This window comes from Nonomuraea salmonea, from assembly GCF_042428605.1.
GTDB lineage: Bacteria > Actinomycetota > Actinomycetes > Streptosporangiales > Streptosporangiaceae > Nonomuraea > Nonomuraea salmonea.
Genome location: NZ_JBHMCF010000034.1, coordinates 153903 through 178731 on the forward strand (window position 1 = coordinate 153903; position 24829 = coordinate 178731).

A 24829-nucleotide genomic window follows, 5' to 3' on the forward strand; every position below is an offset into this window, starting at 1 on the left:
GCCGTCCCCGAGACAGGGACGCCCGCGCAGGAGCGCACAGCCTGTGGTGCGGCTCACGTTAGCGCGCTGTCAGAAACTTTGTCCAGCAAAGATGTTCAGAGCTGGTGGGCGGCGGCGACGAGCCCTTCCGCCGTGGGCGTGTCCGTGACGAGCTGGTTGAAGTAGCCGCCCCTGGCGCCGGCCACGATCGAGAGCACCTTCTCGGCTCCGACCGCGACCGCGATCGTGTGCGGGATGCGCCGCAGGTCCTCCTGCTCGGCCGCGACCAGCCGCTCGCTGCCCGGGTACGTCACCGGAGCCCCGTCGCGGTCGTAGATCCGCATGCACACGTCGCCCACCGCCTGGCGCAGGCTGTCGGCGTCGCGGGGCATGAGCGAGGGCACCATCTGCCGCATCAGCGGCGCGGAGCCGACGCCGACGAGCGCGCACTTGGCCCGCCCCCACAGGTCCATCACCCGGCGCACCGACGGTTCGTGCTGCAGCGAGTAGAACAGCTCGGGGCCCGGCAGGGCGGGCGCGTAGAGGTAGGCGGGCACGCCGCCGACGCGTTCGGCCAGGATGCGGGTGGTCTCGTTGGTCTGGTACCAGGGCTGCGGCTCCTCCTGGCCGCCCACCGCGGGGGCGATGGTCACGCCGGGATGGCGGCCGAGGTCCTCGCGGGCGCACTCGTAGACGGTGGTGCCGGAGGAGACCAGCACGACGTCGCCCGACACCAGCCCGGCACCGGCCAGCGCACGGGCCACGCCGGGCGCGAGCCAGGGGCCGAGGGCCGGGCCGTTGGCCTTGGGCACCAGGTGGACGCGGTCGAGGCCGAGCGCCTCTGCCACCTCGGCGGCCAGCGGGCCGTCCGCCAGCGCGGCCGGGCGGTGCACCCTGATCTCGACGATGCCCTGCCTGCGGGCCTCGGTGAGCAGCCGGCTCACGGTGGCCCTGCTGACGCCGAGCCGCTTGGCGATGTCGCCCTGGGTGGCGTCCTCCAGGTAGTACTGCTGGGCCGCGGTGTACATCAGCTCCTGGGGAAATCTGGCCTGCGCCTCGGGTGCGACGTCGGCGGCATTCATGCACGCGCTCCTCGGTGAACAGATTTGCAGAACTGATGCGCAACCACTATAGCCACGTGCTTCCTGCACGTCCCGGGGGACAGGCTAGCCGCCGATCAGGGCGTCGCCGAGCGGGGTGCGCGCGTACACGACACTGCGGCCGGTGCGGGTGCCCGCGATCAGGCCCGCGCCGCGCAGCGCCGCCACGTGCTCGCCGACCGTGCCGACGCTCTGCCCGAGCAGCGCGGCGAGCTGCGTGGTCGTCGCCGGCTCGGCCAGCTCGGCGAGGATGCGGGCCCTGCTGCGGCCGATCAGCGCCGCCAGCCGCCGGTCGGGCGCGGCGGGAACGGCGGCGATGCCCCTGGCCGGATAGACCAGCGCGTACGGCCAGCCCTCCTCCAGGTACGCCCCCACGCTCTCCATGAACGCCGACGGCAGGAACAGCAGCCCCCTGCCGCCCAGCCGCCGTTCCTCGCCTTGCATGCTGCGCAGCTTCACCTCGATCCGCCCGCCCCGCCAGCGCACCTGCTGCGGGCTCAGGTCCTCAAGGGCCGCCTGCCACCCGTACGCCGCGAGGCGCCCCGCCCGGTAGGCCACGTCCCGCTGGAGCACCGCCCGCAGCCGCGGCCACTCGTGCACCAGGATCTCCGACCACAGCGCCTCGTACGCCCGCGCGACCAGCGCCACCACGTCGGGCCCGAACAGCAGCACCCTGACCCAGGGCGCCACCGGGGGCCGCACGGCCAGCACCCGCTCGATGTCCGCGTGCGCCCGGGCCACCGGCGTGGCCCGCACGGCGGCCAGCTCCGCCTCGAACGGCACGTCCACGGCCGTCGGCGGCGGGGCGATGAAGTCGACGTTCGCACTGCCCTTGTTGCCGGTGATCGCGCCGGCCGCGCGGAGGGCGGGCAGCTCCCGCGTCAGCCGCAGGTACGTCTCCCGCCATCGCGCCACCCACGCCTGGTGGGGGCCCGCCCGGTAGTGTCCGGCCAGCACCCACTGCGCGTGCATGGTCTCGATCAGCGGCGAGATGGCGAACCTGCTGGCCATCACGTCCTGCGGGCCCACTGCGATCGCCACCACCTTTCGGTTATATCCGAAGAAGTCGCCCGGGGCTCGGGGCGGGCCGCAGCATCGTGACCGTGAAGGGTGCGACGTTCGGCGAGGTGTTCGCCGTCAAGGAGTTCCGGGTGCTGTTCGGCAGCTTCGCGCTGCTGATCGCCGGTGACTCGATCAAGATGCTGGCCCTGTCCGTGCTCGTCTACGCCAGGACGGGATCCGCCGGGCTGTCGGCGGCGGCGTACATGGCGGGGTGGCTGCCGTACATCTTCGGCGGGCTCTTCCTGCTCTCCCTGGCCGACCGGCTGCCGGCGCGGGCCCTGATGATCGCCGGCGAGCTGCTCAGGGCCGTCACCTGCCTGCTGCTCGCCTACGCCGGGCTGCCCGTGTGGGCGATGCTGGCGCTGGTCGTCGGGTCCGGGCTGCTGTCGCCGGTGTTCTTCGCGGCGCGGGCCGCGATGCTGCCCGAGGTGCTGCCAGGCGACGCGTTCGTGCTCGGGCGCTCGCTGCTCAACGTGGCCTCGGCGAGCGCGCAGGTCGTCGGGCTGGCCGCGGGTGGCACGTTCCTCGCCGTCGCGGGGCCCTCCGGGGCGCTCGCCGTCACCGCCGGGCTGTCCGTCGTGGCGGCTCTCGTCCTGCGGTACGGGCTGCCGTACACGCCGGCGCGCAAGGCCGGTGAGTCGGGCGCGGTCCGCCAGACGCTGCGGGTCAACCGGCGGCTGCTGGCCGATCGCCGGGTACGGGGACTGCTGCTGGCCGGGTGGCTGCCGTGCGTGTGCATGGCGGGGGCGGAGGCCATGGTGGTGCCGTACCTCGGCGGGCAGGGGCAGGCCGGGATGGTGCTCGCGGCGGCGGCCGTCGGCATGGCGGCGGGGGAGTTCGCTGTGGGCCGGTTCGCGGCGCCCGCCCTGCGTGAGCGGCTGTCGTTCCCGCTCGCCGTGCTGATCGCGGTGCCGTGGATCGCCTTCGCCCTTCAGCCCGGCATCGGGTGGGCGGCGCTGCTCGCCGCGCTCGGGGCGGCGGGGCTGTCCTACCAGCTCGGGCTGCAGCGGCGGTTCGTGGACGCGGTGCCGGAGGAGGCGCGCGGGCAGGCGTTCGGGCTGCAGTCGGCCGGGCTGATGACCGGGCAGGCGGCCGGCGCGGCGCTGATCGGCGCCCTCGGCGAGGTGGTCGCCCCCGGGTACGCCATGGCCGCGTCGGGGGTGGCCGGGGTGCTGGTCGCGCTCGCGCTGGTCCGCGTGCTCCGCCCGCCGGCCGTCCCCGTCGCCGTCCCGTCGCCTTGAGAGGGAAGCTCCCCCCGATTCAAGGGGGAAGCTCGCCCGAGCCGCGCACGATCAGGCGTACCGGCAGCTCGACGTGCTCGGAGTGGCCCGTGTCGCCGCCCAGGCGGCGGAACAGCAGCTCGGCGGCCACCCGCCCCATCCAGGCGGGCTCCTGCGCCACCACGGTCACCCCTGGGTCGAGCAGGTCGGCCAGCTCGAAGTCGTCGAACCCGACCAGCGCCACCCGCCGCCGCTCCAGCGCCCGCAGCGTCGTCACCGTGTAGCGGCCGTTGCCGGTGAACAGCGCCGTCGGGGGCTCGTCCAGGGCGAACATCCGCTCCAGATCCGCATGCACCGCCTCGGCCGACGGCGCCCGCATGGCCACCAGCCGCTCGTCGTACAGCTCGCCCAGCTCGTCCCGGTAGCCGCGCAGCCGCTCGGCGGCGGTGAAGATGGCCGGGTCGTCACCGAGGAAGGCGATCCTGCGGTGCCCGTGCGCCATCAGGTGACGTACGGCCTGCCGCGCCCCGCCCGCGTTGTCGGCCAGCACGGTGTCCACGTCGAGCCCCGCGCCAGGCGGCCGGTCGGCGAACACCACCGGCGTCCCCGCCTCCAGCTCGGGTCGCAGGTAGGTGTGGTCGTCACCGGCCGGCACCACGATCAGCCCGTCCACCCGCCGCGCGCAGAACGTCTCGACCAGCTCGCGCTCCCTGCCCGGCTCCTCGCCTGACGAGCCGCTGAGCAGCAGGCAGCCGTGCTCGATCACGACGTCCTCCACCGCCCTGCTCAGCCCCGAGTAGAACGGGTCGGCCACGTCCTCGATGACCAGCCCGATCGTGGCGGTCCTGCCCCTGCGCAGCACGCGCGCGCTCTCGTTGCGGCTGTAGCCGAGCCGCTCGATGGCCGCCCGCACCCGCTCCGCGGTCGCCGGGTGGACGCCTGGCTCGCCGTTCACGACCCGCGAGACGGTCTTGAGCGCCACGCCGGCCGCCGAGGCGACGTCCTTCATCGTCGGTCTCACGCCTGGATCATTTCCTACTCGGGAGGGGCGGACAACGTTGTCAAGCGCTTATGCGAGAGTGGTCGTCTATGTCGCTGAGATCCGCCTTGCTCGTGGCCGGGGTCGCCCTGGCCGCGCTCAACCTGCGCCCGGCCATCGCGGGCGTCTCCCCGCTGCTCGACGAGATCATGGGGGACGTGGGTCTCAGCCCGGCGGGCGGCGGCGCCATCACCACGGTCATGGTGGTCTGCCTGGGCGTGTTCGGGCCGGTCACGCCGCTGCTGGCGCGCCGGATCGGCCTCGACCGCACGCTGCTCGCCGGCCTGCTCGTCATCGCGGCGGGCGTCGCCGTACGCGGCCTCGGCGGCGCCCCGCTGCTCTACCTCGGCTCCGCCCTGGCCGCGACGGCCATCGCCGTCATGAACGTCTCCATGCCCGGCGTCGTCAAGCAGCACTTCCCCGACCGGGTCAACCTCATGACCGGCGTCTACGTCTCCTGCGTGGTCGCCGGCGCCGCGCTCTCCTCCGCGCTGGTGATCCCGATCGAGCACGGCACCGGGTTCTCCTGGCGCGGCGTCACGGCGCTGCTGGCCGTGCCCGCGCTGCTGGCGGCGCTGCTCTGGCTGCCGCAGGCGCTGCGCAGACCGGAGGCGGCCGCCAACGGCCCCCGCCCCTTCGGCGCCGTCCTGCGCAGCCGCGTCACCTGGTACGTCACCGCCCTCATGGGCCTGCAGTCCCTCACCTTCTACGTGATGCTGGCCTGGCTGCCCACGATCTTCCTGGAGGCCGGGCTGCCCGCCGACCAGGCCGGATACCTGCTCAGCCTGACGAACCTGGTGCAGGTCGGCACCTCGCTCGCGGTGCCCGTGCTGGCGGGCCGGCGCGCCTCGCAGGTCCCGTACGTGGTGGGCGCGTGCCTGCTGACCGTGCTCGGCTACCTGGGCGTGCTGCTGGCCCCCACGACGCTGCCATGGGCGTGGATGATCGTGCTGGGCGTCGGCCAGGGCGCCGCGTTCGCGCTGGCCCTGCTGATCATCGCGCTGCGCCCCGCCGACCCGGCGGCGGTGACCGCGCTGTCGGCCGTCGCCCAGTCCGTCGGCTACGTGGTGGCGGCGCTGGGCCCGCTGCTGTTCGGCTTCCTGCGGGAGGTGTCGGGCGGCTGGACGGTGCCGCTGACCGTCGGACTCGGCGTGCTGGTGGTGCAGCTCGTGGCCGGTTGGCTGGCCGGCCGCCCTGCTACGTTGGAGACACGATGACTTCCACGAAAGGCCTCGCGTGCTGACCGACACCCTTCGTCGGCTGGCGGACGAGCGCGGCGGGGTGCTCGGGGTGGTGCCCGAGCTCGTCATCGAGCCCGACGAGTCGTGGACCCCGGTCACCGAGCTGGTGCGCGAGCCGTACACGCCGCTGGCGCGGCTGGTGGACGACACCGCCGCGCGCTGGAACGCCCCGCGCCACGTCGGCGCGGCGCTGTTCTGGAAGACCTACGGCTACTGGCACGCGCTGCCCATGGCGCTCGGGTGGGCGCTCGACGGGCGGGTGCCGGTCATGCCGTTCGGGGAGACGTACGTCAAGGTGTCGGACGCCGGGGTGACGCTGGCCGCCACGAGCGTGCGGTGGGAGACCGGCGAAGGCGCCATCCGGGAGGCGCTGGAGGAGTCGCAGCGCCCGCTGGTCGCGGCGATCGGCGCGCTGGCCAAGGTGGGGGAGCGCACGCTGTGGGGCTCGACGGCCGAGGCGTTCGCCCACCCGCTGACCTCGATCGTGGCGGGCGACTACATGGAGCTGCTGCGCCGCATCGGGCCGCCGCTCGACGGGCTCATCGAGCCCGCCGGCGACGGCTACTTCCGCAGGACCTGCTGTCTGTGGATCACCCTGCCCGACGTCGAACCCTGCGCGAGCTGCTGCGTGCTCCTGCCCGCCGCGCGGGCCCGCGCGTCCTCAGGCCACTGATCCGACCGGTTGCGCGGCGGCGGGCTCGTCGATGGGACGCAGCTCGTCGGCGTAGCTGACCGAGACGCGGCGCATGACGCCCGTGCGGTCGATGGAGTACTGGCCGAGCCGCCACAGCGGCGGCGAGTACGCGTGGATGGACACGCTCTGGTCCACCGCGCCGGTCAGCCGGTGGATGTGGTCGGGACCGAACGAGAACGACCGACCCTCCGTCACCACCGTCTCCAGGTGCTCGCCGCCGATGCGCGGGTTGCATTCGAGGAGCGCGCCCTGCACCACGTGCACCGCCCCTGAGGAGGTGTCGTGGTCGTGCCAGCCCGTGTCGTCCTCGGGACGCCAGCACAGCAGCCAGACGTCCACGTAGGCGTCGCGGTAGAGGGAGGCGTAGTGGCGCCCGCCGTCGGCGGGGAAGTCCACCTGGTCGCGCCACTCCTCCGGATGGGCGGCCAGCTCGTTCACCAGGTCGCGCAACTCACGCCGGTCGAGAGTGCGCTCGGGGAGGCCGGCACAGGTGCCCCCGTCCTGGATCTGGTCAGTGCTCACGTACGAGTCTCCTTTCTGTTCAGCAGACGACGGGGGTTGACGACCCGGACGGCGTGACCGGCGGCCGCGCCGAGCCCGGGGTCGGGTGCGGTGGCGTAGGGGGCGTCGGATCCGTTGACCACGACGTCGATGCCGAGCTCGCGGACGATCGCGTCGATCGCGCGCGGGCCGTAGGAGGAGGTCTCCACGAAGAAGTCGCGGTCGACCTGGCCGCGCCCGCCGCCGCCCCTGGCGATCAGGCGCTCGGAGTGCAGCGGCGCGAGGCCGGCGAGCAGCGCGAAGCAGACCCGCAGCCGCGGGTGCCGGGGCCGGACGACCGCGTGGAAGTGGTGCCACGCGGCGTGCATCTGCTGGACGTACGGCACCAGCGCGGGCCACCACGGCGGCGTGCCGGGAGCCGGCGCGGCCGGGCCTGGGTGCACGAACAGCGGCAGGTCTCTGGCGGTCAGCACTTCCAGCAGCCGGTCGTCGGGGACGGCGGTGGCCGGGATCTGCAGGCCGGCGAAGCCGCGGTCGAGGTCCTTGGCCAGGCGGCCGGGGTCGAGCTCGCTGTGGCAGGTGGCGGCCCACGCGCCGAACGGCTCGCCCAGCGCGAGCGCGCCGTCGTGGTAGGCGTCGATCAGCGGCCAGGCGTCCTCGGGCGGCAGGAACTCGATGCCGAGCGGGCTCGACAGCGACACCAGGGCCAGCTCCAGGCCGGTCGTGTCGCGCCGTTCGTGGTCGGCCGGGTTCACCTCGTACGGCGGCTCGCCGTCGAGGATCAGCGTCCAGCCGTCGAGGTACGGCGGGCTCGTACGGGCGCGCAGGGCATCGATGAACGCCGGTGTCCACAGGTGCTGGTGCACGTCGATGCTCATCGTCCGCGGCCCTCCTTCCGCTATTTCCTACTCACAATACATGTAAACCGTCCGGCCTGCGCAACCGGTGGAGTGAACCGTTTCAGTGATACGGTTCAGTGAACCGCTTCACCAGAGGGCTGTCAATGGGCGCCCCCGCCACAAGACCGACAAGCGCTGGCGGGAAAACGGCTTCTGTCGGTGACACGCAATAGGCTGGCCTAATGCCTCGGAAGAGAGCCACGATCCGTGAGGTGGCACAGGCCACGGGTCTGTCACCGGCGGCCGTCTCCTACGCGCTGCGCGGCCTCCAGGTGTCGGAGGAGACCATGGAGCGGGTCCGCGCCGCCGCCGCCGAGCTCGGCTACGAGGCCGACCCCATCGCCAGAGCCCTGGCCAGCGGGCGCACCGGCATGATCGGCCTGCTCTGCGGCTCGCTGGAGGACCTGTGGCAGCAGTCGCTGGCCGTGGGCATCAGCAGGGGCCTGCGGGAGAAAGACCGCTACGCCCTGATCCTCGACGCGGTCGGCGACCCCGCCCGCGAGCGCGCCCTGGGCCGGCAGCTGCGCGACCAGCGCGTCGATGGCATGATCGTGCAGCCCGTCGATCCCGCCGCCGCGTTCTGGGCCGAGCTGTGCGAGTCGGTGCCGGTGGTGGCCATCGGCGACTCCATCGCCGGCACGGCGGGCGAGGTCGTCTTCGACAACCGGCGCGGCGTCACGCTCGCCCTTGAGCACCTGCGCGCCCTCGGCCACCGCCGCATCGCCGTGCTCACGCCCACCCGGCCCAGCACGCCAGACCGGCCCGCCGACGTCCACGTCACGGCCGAGGCCGAGCGGCTCGGGCTCGACATCGAGCTCACCACCGCGCCCCACGACCTGGCCGGCGCCACCGCGACCGCCCACCGCGTGCTGTCGGGCGAGCAGCCGAGCGCCGTCTTCTGCTTCAGCGACTCCATCGCCTACGGCGTCTACGCGGCGGCGGCCGACCTCGGGCTGTCGATCCCCGGTGACGTGTCCGTCATGGGCTACGACGACCATCCGATGTCGGGCCTGCTCAGCCCGGGACTCACCACCGTCGACTGGGACATCGACGGCATCGTCAGGGCCGCCGTGCGGCTCATCTCGGCGGCGGCCGACGGCGGCGCGCGCCGGCGGCGCGTCGTCCAGAAGCCGACGCTGCGCGAGCGCGGCTCGGTGGCTCAGCGCTCCTGACGTTCAGGCTCCTGACGTTCAGGCTCCCGTCAGGGCCCGGCGCGACTCCTCCAGGTCCGCGGTGAGCGGGCGGTCGGGAGCGGGGGCGTCGAGCGCGCGAGCGGCGGCCGTACGCTCGCAGGCCAGCACGATCTCCAGCGGCTCAAGGCAGCGCAGGGTGTGGCGGGCCGCCTGGGTGGCGAACCCGGCGTGATCCTCGGCGCCGCGCGAGACCACCGCCGTGCCCGTCGTCACCGGCTGGGCGAGATGGCGCAGCTCGGCGACGGCGTCCTGGGCGACGTACTCCAGGATCAGCATGCCCGACGCGCCGGGACGGTCGGCGAGGAAGGGCAGCCGGCCGGTGTAGGCCGGGTCCATGAGCGTGGCCAGGCGGGCGGCGCTGAGCTGCGCCGCCTGCACGAGCGCCGGGCGCAGCGCGTCCAGCGCCAGCGCCACGGGCGCGGAGTGGAAGTTGCCGTTGTGCCAGGCGAGTGAGCCGGCGAAGAGCGGGTTCTCGGCGGCGGCGTTGAGGTCGGTCTCGATCGCGGTGACCGCCCTGCCGAGCGCGTCCACGGCGGCGCCGTGCACCTGGGCGAAGGCGCGGAAACCGTACGGGTCCTGGACGCGGGTGCTCGGCTCGTGCGACACCAGCCCGCGCAGCGCCGCGGCGACCGCCGCCTGGCCGGGATGCGGGCGCGCCTCCTGCACGACGGCGGCCAGCGGCTCGGCCGAGGCGTCCACGGCGGCGAACGACATGGCGGCCACCCCGATGGCGGCCTCCATGAGCGTGCGCAGGCGGTGCACCGCGAGGGCGGCGTCGGCCAGCGTGGCCGCGCCCGAGCTGATGAACGGCAGCGCGTCGCTGGAGGCGAGCGGGTAGCGCGGTGGTTCCTCGTCCGCCGGCTCCGCGCTGTCCCAGGGCAGCTCGCCGAGCAGGCAGAGCGCCGTCGTGGACAGCGCGGTCAGATCACCGGTGCCGATCGCCCCGTACGTGCGCAGCGGCGGCGTGAAGCCGTGGTTGATCGCGTACGCCAGCGCCTCGCACACCCCCGGGTCCACGCCCGAGCCGCCCGCGAGCAGCTGGTTGAGCCGCACCACCAGCATCGCCCTGGCCCGGCCAGGATCGACGCGCGGACCCGCGCCGCACGCGTGGCTGCGCAGCAGGTCGAGGCCGCCGCCCTCCAGCAGGACGTCCCGGTTCGCGCCCACGCCCGTGCTCCTGCCGTACACCGGCCTGGTCAGCTCCTGGGCGGTGGCCCACGCGGCCCGGGCCCGATCGAGGGAGACGATCGCGACCCGGGCTCCTCCGTAGGCGGCCTCGTGCACCCGCGCGCACGTCAGGCCGGCACCGTCGAGCTCCATGAACGTGGGGATCAGTCTCCGTCGGGGATGAACGCGCTGAGCACCCAGCTCACCACGCTGACGATGATCGCGCCCCAGAAGGCGGCCGGGTAGAAGTTGTCGACATGGAAGGGGATGCCGAGCTCGCCCGCGATCCAGCTCGTCAGCAGCAGCATCGCCGCGTTGATGATGAGCAGGAACAGGCCTAGTGTCAGGACGATGATCGCGCAGCCGAGCGCCTTCACGATCGGCTTGACGATGGCGTTGACGACACCGAAGATCAACGCCACCAGGAGCAGGACGCCCCAGTATCGGGCCGAGTTCGTGGGGGCGTCGACGGAGATGCCGTCGAGGAACTGGATGGCCACCCACAGCGCCACTGCCGCTGCGAGCGTTCTGATGATGAATCTCACGCTGCTTGATCCTCCCACTTGAGATCAGTGCTCGATAGGGGCGCCGTCAGAACGATGCCCGCCGATCACTTTCCGTAGTCGCCGGGTGGTCACCGGTTATCGCCGGACGACGCGGGGAAGAGGCGTGCAGGGGAGGAACCGACATGGACACGAACGGGCTCGAGTCGTTGCCGGCCGCCGAATTGCACGATCGGGCGGTGCGCTACGCCGTACGCCACGGGGACCTGGGGTTCCTATGGGAGTTGCTGAAAGTGATCCCGGCCGCCGAGGCCGCCAGCGGACACTCGACGGAGTCCGCCAACGACCTCAGCCAGGTCTCCGCGCTGCTCAGCGACGCCCTCGCGGCGGGCGAGGGCAAGCTGGGCGAAGCGCTGCGCCCGGTCTACCTCGACTATCTGCGCAAACATCCTGACGCCTGAACGCGTGGGAGGTGCGGCTCAGCCGGCGAGGCGTTCCCTCGGGCCGCCGTACGTCGCGAAGCCCGGCGTGGTGAGCTCCTGGCCGTCGTGCAGCACGATCAGCGTCTCGTACGGACCCTTCCCGGCCAGCTCGGTCGCGTAGCGGCGGGCCCGCACGGGGCCCATGGCGTACATGGCGGTGGCGTACGCGTCGGCGAGCCCCAGGTCGGGGCCGATGACCGTGACCGCCCCCAGCGCGTCGCGCACCTCGCCGGTGTGCGGGTCGACCACGCGGGACCCGCCCGAGGTGGCGATGCCGAGATCGTGGGCCCGCACCATCCTGCGGACCTCGCCCGTACGCGGGTCACGCACCGGCACCCGCCAGCGCCTGCCCGGAGCGGCCGAGCCGCGCACCCGCACGTCGTAGCCCGCCGTGATGCGGTGGTCACCCGCGCCCGCCTGCACCAGCGCGCGCGACAGGCGCTCCAGCGCCCAGCCCTTGACGTAGCCGGAGGGGTCGGTGACGCCGTTGATGCGGGCGTCGAACCAGCCGCCGGTGGCCTCGCTCAGCTCCTCGCAGCGGTGCAGCACCTCGATCAGCTCGGGGACCTGCTTGATGGTGCCGCCCCTGTTGAGGCGGCTGATCTGGCTGTCCTCCTTGCCGGGGCTGAAGGTGTCCTCGACCCAGCGCAGCCAGGCGAACGCGTCGTCCAGCAGCGGGGTCAGCTCGCGAGCGGGAAGGGGGGTGCGGATGTCGATGGTGACCGGCCGGCCCATGACCGTCTCGACCCGGCTGCTGCCGGGGAACGCCGTCGGGGCTTCTGCAATATGGGAAGTCGTGTCGGACTCGGTGACCTTGGAAGTCGTCACGGACCCGGTGACATTGGAAGTCGTCACGGACCCGGTGACCTTGGAAGTCGTCATCTTGCCTCCTTGTCCGTCGCCCACGTTGTCAGATCGCTCGTATGCTCAGCCTAAGCCTTGAGCTCAGATCTGAAATGAACCTGTGACCTGGGCACCGCCAGGCGGGACAGCGCGCCACCGACGTACCGCTGGAAGCGGCGCGGACCGGCCACCACCACCTCGCGCTCGGCGATGTCGGGGACCTCGCGCCCGAGCCCGGACGCGCTCACCCGCTCCTTGACGCGCGGATCGTGCTCGGCGCCCACCACGAGGATGACGCCGTGGCGAGACTGCAGCTCGCGCAGCTCGTCGGTGACCCGCTCGGTCCGATAGACCGCGACGGTGTCCGGCTCGCCGGCCAGGCGCTCGCCCAGCTCGCGGGGGTCGAGGCCGGTCGCGATGAGCAGGATCGGCCGCCTGGGGCCGGGGACGCGGTGGCTCAGGACGGCCGTCACGGCGGCGGCCGCGTACAGGAGCAGGGAGGCCACCCGGGCGAAGCCCGTGGCCTGGGTGGTGACGCTGAACTGGTGGGCCACCAGCAGCGCGCCCGCGAGATAGCCGCCGAGCCGCAGGCGCTGCCTGGCCTCCTCGGTGGGGAGGTGGTCGGTGGCCACGACGGTGAGGAAGCCGACCGCGACGAGCAGCGCCGCGGCGGTGTAGGCAGGAGCCGGCGGATGGCCGGAACCCGGATGGATCGCCCCGAACTCGGCGACCGCGACGCCGCTCCAGAAGAGGATCGGCCCCTGATGAGCATTCGCCTCGCTAGCCATGTCATCAACCTTGCGGATCGAACATGAAAGCATTCTGAGTAGGGTCTAGAAACATGGCTAACGTGCGCGTGGAGCGGACTGAAGAGGGCGGATTCCGGGCGACCAACGCCCGCGGCGCCGAGGTGTCGATAGGCGGCGGAGACCAGGAGGGCGTGTTCACTCCGGTCGAGCTGCTGCTGGCGGCGGTGGGCGGGTGCAACATCGTGACCGTCGAGCCGCTCACCGCCAAGCGCGGTCACCGGCTCGTGCGCCTGGCGATGACCGTCGAGTCGGAGAAGATCGAGCCCAACAAGCTGGGGTCGGTGACGGTCACGTACGACGTCGAGCTCCCGTCGGAGGAGGCCGGCGAGGTGTTCGAGGCGGTCGCCCACCGGGTGCACGAGAAGTACTGCACGGTGAGCAGATCACTGCAGGACGGCACCGAAGTTCGGTTGGAGCTTCCGTAGGTGGATTAAACAGATATTCGACCCCGTTATGACGCGACCGTTGCATTCGTCTCGGTAGCGTAGGAGCAGGTCAGGAGCACTGGCGACTGACCACGAGGACCTTCACCGATGCGAGCGCGGAGGGGGACCGCGGTTCGCAAAGTGCGGGACCGCCGGCGTTTTTGGGGGAAAGCGCCGGCCTGGACCGCAACCGATCGGGCCGGGCAGATTTGGGGGAACTGCCCGGCCCGATCCATGCGTAAGCTCCGATGAGTGAAGAAAGTTCTCATCGACTGCGACCCGGGCATAGACGACGCACTCGCCCTCGCGCTGGCCGCCGGCTCGGCGGACGACATCGACCTGGTGGGCATCACCACCGTCGGCGGGAACGTCGACGTGGAGTTCACCACCGCCAACGCCCTCGCCCTGCGCGAGTTCCTGCGGCTCGGCGACGTGCCGGTGACGCCCGGCAGCGCGGGCGCCCTGCTGCGGCGCACGGTCAGGGCCACCGACGTGCACGGGCCGACCGGGCTCGGCGACGTGGTGCTGCCCGCCCCCTCGCGGGGGCCGTCGGAGGGGCACGCGGTCGACTTCATCGTGGAGACGCTGCGGGCCGCGCCCGGCGAGATCACGCTGGTCGCGGTCGGGCCGCTGACGAACATCGCTCTCGCCGTACGCCGCGAGCCCCGCATCGTCGAGTGGGCCCGCGACTTCGTCATCATGGGCGGCTCGTACACCCGTGGCAACCACAACCCGGCCGCCGAGTTCAACATGCTGGCCGACCCCGAGGCCGCCGCGATCGTGTTCGAGGCCGGGTGGACGGTCAAGATGTTCGGCCTGGACGTCACGCTGACCGCCGCCGTGACCTCGCAGGTGCTCGACCGGATGCGCCCGCTCGGCCGGCTGTCGGACCTGCTGGTGCCGGCCGCCCAGTACTACGGGGTGGTCTCGGCCGAGGGCGGCCCGGCGATCCACGACGCCGTCGCGGTGGCGTACGTGCTGCGCCCGAGCCTGTTCACCTGCGTGCCCGCCGTGGTGAAGGTGGAGACGGCAGGGGAGTACACCAGGGGCATGACGGTCACCGACTTCCGCGTCGACGCACGCCAGGCGAACGCCCTGGTGGCCACGGCGATGGACGTCCCGGCCTTCTGGGACCTGGTGCTGGGGACGTACGAGAAGCTCTCGGCCCGCCTGACGTAGGGAAGAGCGCCTGGGCGGCGCGGACACTGTCTGGCGGCTGATACAGTTATCCCTGTTGCGCCGCTAGCTCAGTTGGTCAGAGCAGCTGACTCTTAATCAGCGGGTCCGGGGTTCGAGTCCCTGGCGGCGCACCACGGAGAAACCCCAGTTCAGTGCGCTGAGCTGGGGTTTCTTGGTTCTCGGAGCGGCTCGGGCGAGGTCGATCCACCTGCTGCGCAGGCCGAGCACATCGTCGCCGTCCACTTCCTACGTCGACACCATCAACCTCAACCCACAGGCTCGGCCGCGACCGACGCGGTGGAAACCTTCAAGGGCTGGGCTTGGTCGGCCTCGGCGGTTTGTGCGTTGCCGTGAAGCGGCTCCCAGCCGGGCTGTGGCTCGCGGATCACGTTCCGCAGCGGGCCGCCGGGGCCTTCTTGACGGGAGGACAGGCGGTGTTTCAGATCACGCAGCCGTCCTTGCCGAGGTTGTGGAGTCCGGCCGTGCTCTCCGCCATCCGCCGGTAGACAGGACATCGGGTGAAGTCGTCTGCGGTGCACTGCATCAGGTGCTCGATCAGCGCCTTGGAGGCCGATATCTCCTGTAGCCGGCGTTCCAGTTCCGCGTGGTGCTGCTGGAGGAGGGCCTGGCGCTCGACCTGTCCGGAGACGCTGAGGATCTCCCGGATTTGCTCCAAGCTCATCCCCGCTGCCTTGGCGCGAACGATCGTCAGGACGCGGACGACGTGGTCGCGGGTGTAGCGGCGGCGGCCGTTGACTCTGGTGGCGGGGGCCAGAAGACCCATGGCCTCCCAGTGGCGCAGGACATGTGGGGCGAGGTTGAACTGCTCCGCGAGTTCCCCGATCCGCATCCAGTCACTTGACTTCATGTTGACATTAACTTGCAGACTTGCCTTCACGTCAAGCGATCGCGCTTTATGGAGGCAAGAGATGTTCGACGTCGTCATTGTCGGGGGAGGCCCGGCCGGCATGGCCGCCGCGCTGGCCCTGGGACGGGTTCACCGGACGGTGCTACTGGTCGACGCCGGAGAAGGCCGCAACATCGCCGCCGAGAACGTACACAACTTCCTCACCCGGGACGGCACGCCACCCGCCGAGTTGCGCAAGCTCGGCCGCGAGGAACTGGCCGGATACCCGGCGCTACAGACAAGGACGGGGACGGTCACCGACGTCCGCGTGCTGGACGGGAACGACTTCCGACTGGACCTGTCCGGAGGTGAAACGGCGCAGGCACGGCGGCTGCTGTTGGCCACCGGGCTGACCGATGAGCTTCCCGGCCCGCGCGGGGTGCAAGCGCTGTGGGGCCGTTCCGCCTTCCACTGCCCCTACTGCCACGGCTACGAATGCACCGGCCAGCAGGTCGCCGTGCTCGGCACGGACCCGGCCCGAGTACGGCTGGCGCTGCAGCTGAGCCGGTTCGCCGCCGACGTCACACTCTGCACCGGCGGCTGGCCGCTCGATCCCGCGGCGCAGGCCACGCTGGACAGGCACGGTATCGGCGTGCGTTGCGAGGCCGTCGCCCGCCTGGAGGGCACGGACGGACGGCTGGAACAGATCGTGTTCGAGACCGGCCCATCCCTGGCCCGAGACGCGGTGTTCGTCGTCAGCGTGCCGCGCCAGCGCTCCGACCTCGCCGCCCGCCTGGGCTGCGCGACCTTCGCCGACGGGTGCGTGGAGGTGAACGAGTTCGGCCAGACCAGTGTGCCCGGCGTGTACGCCGCAGGTGACATGGCGCGCCGGGCCAGCATGCCGGTGCCGATGGCCGCGGTCATCGCCGCGGCTGCCGGCGGCACCCTCGCCGCAGCGGTCATCGACCAGGACCTGCTGAGCGCCGACTTCGACCTGCCCAGCCCGTTCGCGCAGGCAAGGGGCTGATCACGGTGTCCGCGGATCTCACGCAGACCGCCACCGGCCTCCCGTCGAAGGACGGCAGCAATGTGCCGCTCGCCACGGCCGGCCTGCTGATCGGCATGCTGCTGTCGGTGCTGGACCAGACGGTGGTGGCCATCGCCCTGCCCGACATCGCCGCCGACCTGGGCGGCATGGAGGCGATCGGCTGGGTCGTCACCTCGTACGTGCTGGCCTCGACCGCGACCGGAGCCCTGTACGGCCGCCTCAGCGACCGGTTCGGCCGACGTACGGTGTTCCTCACCGCGGTCGCCGTCTTCGTCGCCGGCTCCGCACTGTGCGGCCTGACCCAGACGATGCCCCAGCTGATCGCGGCCAGGACCGTGCAGGGCATAGGCGCAGGAGCGCTGTTCGTGCTGCCCACGATCGCGCTGTCCGAGCTGTACCCACCCCGCCTGCGCAGCCGGATCCAGGGTTTCACCGGCGGCGTCTTCGCTCTCGCCAGCGTGGGCGGCCCGCTCGCCGGCGGCGCGATCACCGACGCCTGGGGCTGGCGCTGGATCTTCTACATCAACCTGCCGCTCGGCCTGCTCGCCATGGCGCTGGTGGCGTTCGCGCTGCGGCTGCCCAGGACCGGCGGGGACGGCAGGATCGACTTCGCCGGGGCCGTGCTGATCGCCGGCGCGACCGTGAGCCTGCTGCTGGTGGCCGAATGGGGCGGCCGCACGTACGCGTGGAACTCCGGCGTCATCCTCACACTGATCGCTGCCCTGGTAGTGCTGGGAGCGCTGTTCGTGTGGCGGGAACGACGCGCGGCCAACCCGCTGCTGCCGCTACGGCTGTTCGCCGACCCCACCTTGCGCGTCGCGCTGCCCGCCACCGCGCTGCTCGGCGCGCTGCTCGGCGGATCGATCGTCTACCTGCCCACCTACCTGCAGGCCACCTACGGCATGGGAGCCACCCAGGCGGGGCTGGCGCTCAACCCGTACGTCCTGACGTTCATGGTGGTCTCCTCGCTGGCCGGCGCCCGCATCGGCGCCAGCGGCCGGTTCAAGCCCTACCTGCTCGCCGGCTCACTGATCGCGGTCCTGGGATTCGCCCTGCTCAGCCTGCTTCAGCCCGACACCCCCTACGCCCTGCTCGCCGTAGAGATCGGCGTGCTCGGCGTCGGCTTCGGGCTGCTGATGCAGAACCTCGTGGTGGTCGCGCAGAACGCCGTCTCCGCTGCGGACCTGGCCGCCACCACCTCCGCCGCGGTGTCCGTCCGCGGCCTGGGTCTCTCGCTCGGCGTGGCCCTCTTCGGCAGCCTCCTCACCCGCGAACTCCAAGGGCAGGCCCCGGCCCCCCAGGCGACCGCCGGTGCCATCCCGGACGTGTTGTTCTGGGGCGCGCCAGCCGGCCTCGTCCTGGTGGCGTTGCTGGCGCTGCTGCCCCGAACCGTCAACCGCCCCAAGGCACGAGAGGCAACGGCATGAGCACCGACAGACAGACCGTCGTGATCGAGGGATACAAGACCATACGCACTCTGCTGACCGATGCCAGGCTGTCCAGTGCACCCCCTGACGGCCAGGCGGGTTTCGGCGGCCGGCACATGCTCAACACCGACCCCCCGGACCACACCAGACTCCGCAAACTCGCGCAGAAGGCCTTCACCGCACGGCAGGTGGCCGCCCTCCGGCCGCGCATCCAGCAGATCACCGACGCGCTGATCGCCGGCATCTGCCCCCAGGGAAAGGCGGACCTGATCGGCGACGTGGCCTTCCCCCTGGCCACCACCGTCATCTGCGAGCTTCTCGGCGTGCCGGCGACCGGCCGCACCACGTTCAGCGACTGGTTCACCGCCGCCCTCACCCCGGCCGAGGCCCCAGACGCGGACGTCATCGTGGGCCGGGCGCTCAAAACGCTCAACGACTACATCCAGACGCTGATCGACACCAAACGAGGCTCAGGCGAGGACACCGGCGGCGACCTGCTGACCGCCCTCATCCACGCCAGAGACGGCGATGACGCGCTGAGCGAGGAAGAACTCGTGGCCACGGTGTTCCTGCTGCTCGGGGCCGGACACGAGACCACCGTCAACCTGATCGGCAACGCCATGCTGGCGCTGCTCGCCAACCCCGACGAGTACCGGTTCCTGCGGGACCGGCCCGACCTGCTGCCCTCCGCCGTCGAGGAGTTCCTGCGCCTGGACGGGCCGGTCCAGCATGCCACTCCCCGCATCGCACTCGAAGACATCAACATCGACGGCATGACGATCCCTGCGGGTAGCCGGGTCATCTTGAAGATCGCCGCAGCGAACCGGGACCCGGAGATCTTCGCCGAACCCCACCGTCTCATCCTTGACCGGACGGGCCCCACTCACCTGGCGTTCGGGCACGGCATCCACCATTGCCTGGGCGCTCCGCTCGGCCGTCTCGAGGCACGCATCGCCATCAACACCATGCTCACGCGGCTGCCCGACCTCCAATTGACCGGTCCGACCGTCGGCCTGCACTGGAAGCCAGGCGACTTCCTACGCGGCCTCACGACGCTACCCGTACGATTCACCCCCATGTAGAAATGGCGGTGGCGCCGGCCGGACACGAATCGGTCGGCACCCAGCGGCGGTATTCCTGTCGCAGGCAAGATCGCGCTCCGGCCGGCGCGCACCGCCCGCTCGCGGCGGTGGCGTCATCCCCAAGGAGATGCTGCCTGTCGCGGACCAGCCGCGGCACGTGGCACACGTCAGTACGTGGTGGCATTCTGGGGCACAGAGAAACTTCAGATCAGCACGCTGAGCTGGGGTTTTCGGTTGGGAGGTTCTCGGGCGGTGCCGAGACGGCCCCTTGGTCGCTCGCCGGTTGCTCGGAGGCCATCCGGGCGAACGGGCCGCCGGCACTGGCCCGGCCTGGGTGGAGGAGAGGCGAAGAGCCGGTTGCGGCCATGCCGAGGCAGGCGTCGGCTGCAGGCACCTGCAGCCGACGCTGCAACTTTTCCCTCTCCCAGCCGGGCGAACGAGGCCGACATTCTTGGACGCATGGAACGACTCGACGTCATCGACACCTGCGTCAAGATGGCCTGGCATGCCGACCAGCGGCAGTGGGCCGAGCTGGCCGAGGTGTTCGCGGACCAGGTGACCCTCGACTATACGAGCCTTGACGGGGGCGAGCCGGCCACGCTCACCCCGGCGCAGATCGTCGGCGGCTGGCAGGCCGTGCTCGGCGGCTACGCGGCCACCCAGCACCTGCTGAGCCACCCCTTGGTCGTCGTCGACGGCGACACCGCGTTGTGCACCGCCCCCTTCCAGGCCACCCATCGCAAGAGCGATGACACCTCGTGGACGCTGGGCGGCACGTACCGCTTCGAGCTGGCGCGCACCGGCAGCGGCTGGCGGATCACCGCGGTCGTGATGACCGCGGCCTGGAACGACGGCCTGCGGTGAGGACGGGTCCCGTCATCGCCGGTACGGCGGTGGCCGTCCTCGTCGTCGTCGGCGTCGCAGCCGTGGCCGGCAGCGACTTCCTGCGCGCGGGTGCCGCCGGCTCCGCCCAATCTCCGGCCGCGCCGGCCGCCTCACCCGGTCGGCCGGACCCGGCCGCCTCACCCGGTCGGCCGGACCCGGCCGCCTCACCCGGTCGGCCGGACCCGGCCGCCTCACCCGGCCGGTCGGACCCGGCGGAACGGCGTGAGCTGAACCCGGCGGCGCGGCGTTACCTGGACGCGGTGGCCGCGCGGGACGCCGACGCGCTGGCCGCCGCCTTCGCGCCCGACGGCCTGGTCGTCGACGTCGGCCGGGAGATCCGCGGCCGCGACGCCATCCGCCGATGGGCGGCCGACGAGGTCATCGGCGGCGTGTACGAGCTGCTCGGCAGCACGCCGCGCGCGGGCGGGGTGAGCATGCTGGTCCGCTTCCAGCCCGGAGGCGTGGGCGGCTTCCGCGCGAACTACCACTTCGACATCACCGATGGATTGATCACCCAAGCGACCTTGGAGTACGCGTGAACGTGAGTTTCGACAGCGACGGCGTCACCCTGGCCGGCAACCTGTTCCTGCCCGAAGGGGTGGAACGGGCTCCGGGCGTGGTGGTGGCGGGCACCTGGACCAGCGTCAAGGAGCTGATGGCCGACCGTTACGCGCAGCGCCTGGCCGAGCGCGGCTTCGCGGCGCTGTCGTTCGACTTCACCGGCTTCGGCGCCTCAGGCGGTGAGCCGCGGGAGGTGGAGAACCCGGCACGCAAGGTCCGCGACATCCGCCACGCGGCCGGTTTCCTGACCGCCCACCCGGCGGTCGAGGGCGACGGGGTGGGTGCTCTGGGCATCTGCGCGGCGGCGATGTACATGGCCGACGCCGCCGCGCACGATCCCCGCGTCACCTCGCTGGCGCTGGTGGCGCCCTGGCTGCATGACGCCGCCATCTGCGAGGCCGCCTACGGGGGCGCGGCGGCGGTGGCCGAGAAGATCAAGGCCGGGCGGGAAGCCCGTTCACGCTACGACGAGACCGGTGAGATCGACTACGTGCCGGTGGTCAGCGCCACGGACCCGCGGGCGGCCATGCCGTACGCCATCGACTTCTACCTCGATCCCGCCCGCGGCGGCATCCCGGCCTGGCCCAACCGGTTCGCGGTGATGGCGTGGCCGGACTGGCTCACCTACGACTCCATCGCATTGGCCTCGCGGATCACCCAGCCCACCCTGCTCGTGCACAGCCAGGACGCCGCGATCCCCGACGGTGCGCGCCGCTTCCACACCGGGCTGGCCGGGCCCAAGGACATCCTGTGGACCCAGGGCACCCAGTTCGACTTCTACGACCAGGAACCGCAGGTGACGGTCTCGGCCGACACCGTGGCCGCGCACTTCCGCAGGACGCTGCGATGATCTTCGTCACCGGAGCCACCGGCAACGTCGGCCGTGAGGTGCTCGCCCAGCTCACCGCGGCCGGCGTCCCGGTGCGCGGCCTGTCGCGGACCGCCGGGGCCGACCTGGACGACCCCGCCTCGCTGCGTCCCGCGCTGGAAGGGGTGCGGGCGGTGTTCCTGCTACCGGGCTATCGCGACATGCGCGGGCTGGCCGCCGAGTTCGCCGCCGCCGGGGTCGAGCGGGTGGTGCTGCTGTCCAGCCAGGCCGCCGTGGCCACCGACTCCGCCAACGCCGTCTCGGCCTACATGATCGACTCCGAGACGGCCGTCCGCGAGTCCGGTCTGGCCTGGACGTTCCTGAGGCCGGCCGCCTTCATGTCCAACACCCTGCGCTGGCTGCCCCAACTGCGAGCGGGCGACGTCGTGAGCGACGCCTTCGGCGACGTGCCGATCGCCAGTATCGACCCGGCCGACATCGCGGCGGTGGCCGTCAAGGCGCTGCTGGAGCCGGCACACGAGGGACGCGCCTACTCCCTCAGCGGTCCCGAGGCCCTGCTACCCGCCGAGCGCCTCCATATCCTCGGTCGGGCACTCGACCGCGATCTGCGCTTCGAGGCGCTGACCGACGAGGAAGCCTGGACGCGGATGAGCGCCACCACACCGATCGCATACGTGCAGGCGTTCTTCAGCTTCTACCGCGGCCACATCATCGACGAGACCACCGTCCACCCCACCGTGGAGAACCTCACCGGCCGCCCGCCCCGCACCTTCACACAGTGGGCTACCACCCACGCCCCCGCATTCAGAGCGCAACCTTCGTGATCAGGACGCTCGCCGGACGGCCGCTGCCGTCATCATCGCCCCACCCGGTACGGCAGGCGTCTCGGCCACCACGTCCGGCAGCGCACACATCGACAACCCGGCACCCGGCCGCTTCCACGAAGCCCTGGGGCCGGCCCTGATCACGGCCGGCCCCGCCCCTACAGCCAGCCACGTTCCTTGGCGCGCAGGGCCGCCTGGAAGCGGGTGGCCGCGTCCAGGCGGGCCATCAGCTCCGCCACGTGCGCGCGGAACTTGCGCACCGACACGCTGATCGACCGGGCGGCGGCCTCGTCGTTGTCGTGCCGGGTCAGCGCGTGCAGGACCTGCTGCTCGATCGGTGACAGCGGCAGGTCATCCAGGTCACGGGCTCGCGCCCACATGCCGTCGAAGACGTCCGCCAGCATCATCACCACGCCCGGCTGCCGGATCTGCAGCGCCCCCGCACTCGCCCGTGCGGGGTCGGCCTGGACGAAGGCGATCGTGCGGTTGACGATGGCCAGGTGCCGCACCGGCTCGGTGGTCACCCGGTGCAGGTCGCCCAGGGCGTGCAAGGTCCGCGCGTGCGACTCCTCGTCCCGGTTCTCCAAGGTGTCCGCGGGGAACAGGGTGCGACTGCGTAACCCGCGCGCCAGCAGCCGTCGGAACGGCCGGTCGTCGTAGCCGGGCGAGGCGTTGATGGCGCTGATCTTCAGGTGCGCGAACTCGCCGGGGTCGGCGGCCAGCATCGTACGCATGCGACGGGTGACAGCCGCGCCCTCAGGGATGTGCTCGACCAGTTGGACCGGCCGGCCGCTACGGTGCTCCTCCGTCAGCTCGGTGAGCACGTCCCAGGCGAGGGTCAGCTCAGTGAGCTGGCGCTGTGTCTGCTCGATGCGCCGCCGTACCAGTACGTCGATTGCGGCGGCCGGAGGGAGCGCGGTCAGCGTGCCGTCCACCAGCTCAAGCGAACGCAGCTCCGCCAGCACCAGCCGCACGCCGGGCATCACCAGCTCGGCCCCGGCCGCCTCTGGGTCCGCACGGGGATGGCGCAGCAGGTAGCGATAGAGACGCTCCTGCTCGGCGGTCAACCCCAGGCTCGCCATGCTCATCGTCACTCCGGATCTCGTACGCGTGCCCCCTCGCGGCCACGAGGTCTGTCATGCGTTCGCATATTGCTTGTTCAGCTGCGTTCGGGCAGGCCGGCCAGTGGGAGTGTCGGCGGTTCGTGCTCACCGTTCGGCCGTCGGCGCGGTGGCGAGCCGTGCGGTTGTCGCGGTGAGCCACAGCAGGCCCAGCGCCGCCCCCGTGGAGAAGGCCAGCACGCTGGTCGCGGATCCGGCGAAGCCGGCCAGGACCGCCAACGGAACGATCCGACAGGCCGCCGCCCAGCCGCGTCGGCCCTGGCCCGAGAAGCGGCGGGCCAGCACGAAGAACGCCGCGCACAGCGCCAGGTAGCCGACCATGCCGCCGAGCATGTGGACGATGCCGCTGGTGCTGATTGAGACGCCGGGGCCTTCAGGGGCGTCGGTGGGGAAGCCCGCGCCAGGGTCAGCGGGGAACACCGCGCTGACCAGGAACGAGGTCCCGAACACCGCGATGAGCCTGGGCGCCCAGGTGCTGCCGGGCCCGCCGTCCAGCGTCCGCCGCATCCCCATCGCGCCGGCGATGATCAGCGCTGCGGTGAGTACGAAGCTGGTCTCCTGGATCCAGCCCAGATCACCGAGGCTGAGCTGGCTGATGGCGTTGCGGGTGAAGTCGAAGCCGTCGCGGAACACGCCCTGAAGGACGCCGACCGTGAGGAACAGGGGACCCGCGGCGATACCGCACGCGAGCAAGAGGCGGGCTGCCGGACGAGTTGTCCGCGCGGGACGGATGGGGGCGGCTGAGGACGGGATCGTGTGCGTCATGAGGGCTACGTGCTCCATGGATTACGGGCGGGCCGGTCCGGCCGGCTGGCCGAACGAGCAGTAAGCTTGTCTTTTGCAAGTACAGTTTGTCAACTGAAGTTCCATGGAGATCGTGCGGCATGATGGCTCGTGAGTACGGACGGTCCCTGGCGGCGCACCACGGAAAGCCCCAGCTCAGCACACTGAGCTGGGGCTTTTGCTGTGGAGATCTCGCCGGTGCGGGCTGTGCTGTGCTCTCGCCTCTTCGTCCGTCAGGCCGGGCGTTCGTCGACGCCCACTGCGCCGACGCCGCTGGTGAAGATGCCGCCGCAGTAGCCCTGGGACTGGCCCGATGCGCCGGGGGTGAGGCGGACCCATTCGCCGACCACGTCGGGGGCGCGGCCGCAGACCACCACGGCGCGGAAGATCCAGGTGCCGCCCGTCGGGTTGGAGCAGGAGGCGATGCCGAGGTCGCGGTCGTTCTCGTGGACGAAGGTGTGGCAGTTGAGGTGAGTGGCCGCGGCGGCCGGTGACGCGGTGAGTCCCGTCGTCAGCAGTGCGAGCGCGCCGGCCGCCGCCATCCACATCCTTTTGGACATTGCCCCTCCTGGACGAACGATCGAACGTTACTTTGCGTAGTCGATCGTAAGCGAAGGGTCGTCTCCTGCCTAGCGGTAATAGCCCTCGACGGGGATGCGGGCCTCGTCGTACAGGGCGGGGCCGGAGGCGGGCGGGTCGGTGAAGGCGGTGCCCGGGGGCTTGAGGCCGTCGAGCTGCTCGCCCGACAGGGCGTAGACCACCCGGCCGAGGCCCGAGCGGGCGATGGCGCCGGCGCACATGCCACAGGGCTGGCAGCTGGTGAACATCGTGGTGGCCGCGGCCGTCCCGGGGTCGAGCTCGCGGGCGGCCCAGCGGGCCAGCTTCAGCTCGGGGTGGGCGGTGATGTCGTGGTCGGTCAGCGAGCTGTTGCGCTCTTCGGCCAGGATCGTGCCGTCGGCGGCGGCCAGCAGCGAGCCGAACGGCGGGTTGCCGCCCTCCCGTGCCTCGGCGGCCAGCTCGATCGCGCGGCGCAGCAGGCGCTCCTCGTCAGGTGTCACCATGACCAGCTCCTCATCGGTATGTCGG

The 24829-nt window shown here is 71.8% G+C and carries 28 protein-coding genes and 1 tRNA gene; 15 read left to right on the plus strand and 14 right to left on the minus strand.

The window, feature by feature from the left end; translation table 11 throughout:
• Positions 1 to 95: 95 nt before the first annotated feature.
• The gene (locus tag ACFFR3_RS28470; protein ID WP_345389074.1) at positions 96 to 1061 is read right to left on the minus strand and encodes a sugar-binding transcriptional regulator; all 966 of its coding nucleotides are present in this window, start codon (positions 1059 to 1061) and stop codon (positions 96 to 98) included.
• Positions 1062 to 1145: 84 nt separating this feature from the next.
• A complete protein-coding gene (locus tag ACFFR3_RS28475) occupies positions 1146 to 2123 on the minus strand; it encodes a helix-turn-helix domain-containing protein (protein ID WP_379484142.1) in 978 nt (325 codons plus the stop codon).
• A 59-nt stretch (positions 2124 to 2182) separates the two neighbouring features.
• On the opposite strand from ACFFR3_RS28475, the gene ACFFR3_RS28480 reads away from it, so the two are divergent.
• A complete protein-coding gene (locus ACFFR3_RS28480; protein WP_379484143.1) occupies positions 2183 to 3382 on the plus strand; it encodes an MFS transporter in 1200 nt (399 codons plus the stop codon).
• A 19-nt stretch (positions 3383 to 3401) separates the two neighbouring features.
• Here the strand turns inward: ACFFR3_RS28480 and ACFFR3_RS28485 are convergent, their stop codons facing one another.
• Entirely contained in the window at positions 3402 to 4382 is a 981-nt protein-coding gene (locus tag ACFFR3_RS28485) for a LacI family DNA-binding transcriptional regulator (RefSeq protein WP_379484144.1), read from the minus strand.
• A 68-nt stretch (positions 4383 to 4450) separates the two neighbouring features.
• Here ACFFR3_RS28485 and ACFFR3_RS28490 point away from each other — a divergent pair, with 68 nt between their 5' ends.
• Complete coding sequence (locus tag ACFFR3_RS28490) at positions 4451 to 5617, plus strand: CynX/NimT family MFS transporter (protein WP_364369847.1); 1167 nt, start codon at positions 4451 to 4453, stop codon at positions 5615 to 5617.
• A 19-nt stretch (positions 5618 to 5636) separates the two neighbouring features.
• Entirely contained in the window at positions 5637 to 6314 is a 678-nt protein-coding gene (locus tag ACFFR3_RS28495; protein WP_345389062.1) for a (2Fe-2S)-binding protein, read from the plus strand.
• On the opposite strand, the gene ACFFR3_RS28500 is transcribed toward ACFFR3_RS28495, so the two are convergent.
• Both ACFFR3_RS28500 and ACFFR3_RS28505 read right to left on the minus strand, forming a co-directional pair.
• The gene (locus ACFFR3_RS28500; protein ID WP_345389060.1) at positions 6303 to 6857 is read right to left on the minus strand and encodes a cysteine dioxygenase; all 555 of its coding nucleotides are present in this window, start codon (positions 6855 to 6857) and stop codon (positions 6303 to 6305) included. The genes ACFFR3_RS28495 and ACFFR3_RS28500 overlap by 12 nt on opposite strands.
• Entirely contained in the window at positions 6854 to 7714 is an 861-nt protein-coding gene (locus ACFFR3_RS28505) for an amidohydrolase family protein (RefSeq protein ID WP_345389058.1), read from the minus strand. Before ACFFR3_RS28505 ends, ACFFR3_RS28500 begins: the two co-directional genes overlap by 4 nt.
• A gap of 233 nt (positions 7715 to 7947) precedes the next feature.
• Here ACFFR3_RS28505 and ACFFR3_RS28510 point away from each other — a divergent pair, with 233 nt between their 5' ends.
• Positions 7948 to 8907 (plus strand): LacI family DNA-binding transcriptional regulator, encoded by a 960-nt coding sequence (locus tag ACFFR3_RS28510; RefSeq protein ID WP_345389056.1) that lies wholly within the window; start codon positions 7948 to 7950, stop codon positions 8905 to 8907.
• Positions 8908 to 8925: 18 nt separating this feature from the next.
• Here ACFFR3_RS28510 and ACFFR3_RS28515 read toward each other — a convergent pair whose 3' ends face one another.
• Complete coding sequence (locus ACFFR3_RS28515) at positions 8926 to 10248, minus strand: aromatic amino acid ammonia-lyase (protein ID WP_345389054.1); 1323 nt, start codon at positions 10246 to 10248, stop codon at positions 8926 to 8928.
• 11 nt (positions 10249 to 10259) lie between these two features.
• Positions 10260 to 10640, minus strand: a complete 381-nt coding sequence (locus tag ACFFR3_RS28520) for a phage holin family protein (protein ID WP_364369855.1) — start codon at positions 10638 to 10640, stop codon at positions 10260 to 10262.
• 143 nt (positions 10641 to 10783) lie between these two features.
• Here ACFFR3_RS28520 and ACFFR3_RS28525 point away from each other — a divergent pair, with 143 nt between their 5' ends.
• A complete protein-coding gene (locus tag ACFFR3_RS28525) occupies positions 10784 to 11059 on the plus strand; it encodes a hypothetical protein (RefSeq protein ID WP_345389051.1) in 276 nt (91 codons plus the stop codon).
• A gap of 18 nt (positions 11060 to 11077) precedes the next feature.
• On the opposite strand, the gene ACFFR3_RS28530 is transcribed toward ACFFR3_RS28525, so the two are convergent.
• Together ACFFR3_RS28530 and ACFFR3_RS28535 are read right to left on the minus strand one after the other, a co-directional pair.
• Complete coding sequence (locus ACFFR3_RS28530; protein ID WP_379484145.1) at positions 11078 to 11962, minus strand: FAD:protein FMN transferase; 885 nt, start codon at positions 11960 to 11962, stop codon at positions 11078 to 11080.
• Positions 11963 to 12012: 50 nt separating this feature from the next.
• Complete coding sequence (locus ACFFR3_RS28535; protein ID WP_364369861.1) at positions 12013 to 12711, minus strand: ferredoxin reductase domain-containing protein; 699 nt, start codon at positions 12709 to 12711, stop codon at positions 12013 to 12015.
• 53 nt (positions 12712 to 12764) lie between these two features.
• Here ACFFR3_RS28535 and ACFFR3_RS28540 point away from each other — a divergent pair, with 53 nt between their 5' ends.
• The 3 genes from ACFFR3_RS28540 (at position 12765) to ACFFR3_RS28550 (ending at position 14470) form a co-directional block, all read left to right on the plus strand.
• Complete coding sequence (locus tag ACFFR3_RS28540; RefSeq protein ID WP_345389046.1) at positions 12765 to 13157, plus strand: OsmC family protein; 393 nt, start codon at positions 12765 to 12767, stop codon at positions 13155 to 13157.
• A 252-nt stretch (positions 13158 to 13409) separates the two neighbouring features.
• On the plus strand, positions 13410 to 14336 hold the full coding sequence (locus ACFFR3_RS28545; protein ID WP_364369864.1) for a nucleoside hydrolase: 927 nt from the start codon (positions 13410 to 13412) through the stop codon (positions 14334 to 14336).
• A gap of 57 nt (positions 14337 to 14393) precedes the next feature.
• A tRNA-Lys gene (locus tag ACFFR3_RS28550) sits at positions 14394 to 14470 on the plus strand.
• Between the two features lie 305 nt (positions 14471 to 14775).
• Here ACFFR3_RS28550 and ACFFR3_RS28555 read toward each other — a convergent pair.
• Entirely contained in the window at positions 14776 to 15204 is a 429-nt protein-coding gene (locus tag ACFFR3_RS28555) for a MerR family transcriptional regulator (RefSeq protein WP_379484146.1), read from the minus strand.
• Positions 15205 to 15265: 61 nt separating this feature from the next.
• Between ACFFR3_RS28555 and ACFFR3_RS28560 the strand changes: the two genes are divergently transcribed.
• From ACFFR3_RS28560 to ACFFR3_RS28590, 7 genes are all read left to right on the plus strand, one after another.
• The gene (locus ACFFR3_RS28560; protein ID WP_345389040.1) at positions 15266 to 16210 is read left to right on the plus strand and encodes an NAD(P)/FAD-dependent oxidoreductase; all 945 of its coding nucleotides are present in this window, start codon (positions 15266 to 15268) and stop codon (positions 16208 to 16210) included.
• 5 nt (positions 16211 to 16215) lie between these two features.
• Positions 16216 to 17658, plus strand: coding sequence for an MDR family MFS transporter (locus tag ACFFR3_RS28565; RefSeq protein WP_379484147.1), 1443 nt, complete (start codon positions 16216 to 16218; stop codon positions 17656 to 17658).
• On the plus strand, positions 17655 to 18740 hold the full coding sequence (locus ACFFR3_RS28570; protein ID WP_364369875.1) for a cytochrome P450 family protein: 1086 nt from the start codon (positions 17655 to 17657) through the stop codon (positions 18738 to 18740). The genes ACFFR3_RS28565 and ACFFR3_RS28570 overlap by 4 nt, the downstream gene beginning before the upstream one ends.
• 459 nt (positions 18741 to 19199) lie before the next feature.
• A complete protein-coding gene (locus ACFFR3_RS28575) occupies positions 19200 to 19604 on the plus strand; it encodes a nuclear transport factor 2 family protein (RefSeq protein WP_345389034.1) in 405 nt (134 codons plus the stop codon).
• Positions 19601 to 20164 (plus strand): nuclear transport factor 2 family protein, encoded by a 564-nt coding sequence (locus tag ACFFR3_RS28580; protein WP_345389032.1) that lies wholly within the window; start codon positions 19601 to 19603, stop codon positions 20162 to 20164. The genes ACFFR3_RS28575 and ACFFR3_RS28580 overlap by 4 nt, the downstream gene beginning before the upstream one ends.
• Complete coding sequence (locus ACFFR3_RS28585) at positions 20161 to 21036, plus strand: alpha/beta hydrolase (RefSeq protein WP_345389030.1); 876 nt, start codon at positions 20161 to 20163, stop codon at positions 21034 to 21036. The genes ACFFR3_RS28580 and ACFFR3_RS28585 overlap by 4 nt, the downstream gene beginning before the upstream one ends.
• Entirely contained in the window at positions 21033 to 21839 is an 807-nt protein-coding gene (locus ACFFR3_RS28590) for an NAD(P)H-binding protein (protein WP_364369884.1), read from the plus strand. The genes ACFFR3_RS28585 and ACFFR3_RS28590 overlap by 4 nt, the downstream gene beginning before the upstream one ends.
• Positions 21840 to 21997: 158 nt before the next feature.
• On the opposite strand, the gene ACFFR3_RS28595 is transcribed toward ACFFR3_RS28590, so the two are convergent.
• From ACFFR3_RS28595 to ACFFR3_RS28610, 4 genes are all read right to left on the minus strand, one after another.
• Positions 21998 to 22927 (minus strand): hypothetical protein, encoded by a 930-nt coding sequence (locus ACFFR3_RS28595; protein WP_364369887.1) that lies wholly within the window; start codon positions 22925 to 22927, stop codon positions 21998 to 22000.
• Between the two features lie 120 nt (positions 22928 to 23047).
• The gene (locus ACFFR3_RS28600) at positions 23048 to 23653 is read right to left on the minus strand and encodes a DUF998 domain-containing protein (protein ID WP_379484148.1); all 606 of its coding nucleotides are present in this window, start codon (positions 23651 to 23653) and stop codon (positions 23048 to 23050) included.
• A gap of 323 nt (positions 23654 to 23976) precedes the next feature.
• Positions 23977 to 24303: a hypothetical protein gene (locus tag ACFFR3_RS28605; protein WP_364369893.1), complete on the minus strand. Its 327-nt coding sequence runs from the start codon at positions 24301 to 24303 to the stop codon at positions 23977 to 23979.
• Between the two features lie 69 nt (positions 24304 to 24372).
• Positions 24373 to 24804 (minus strand): nucleoside deaminase, encoded by a 432-nt coding sequence (locus ACFFR3_RS28610; protein WP_364369895.1) that lies wholly within the window; start codon positions 24802 to 24804, stop codon positions 24373 to 24375.
• Positions 24805 to 24829: the final 25 nt, after the last annotated feature.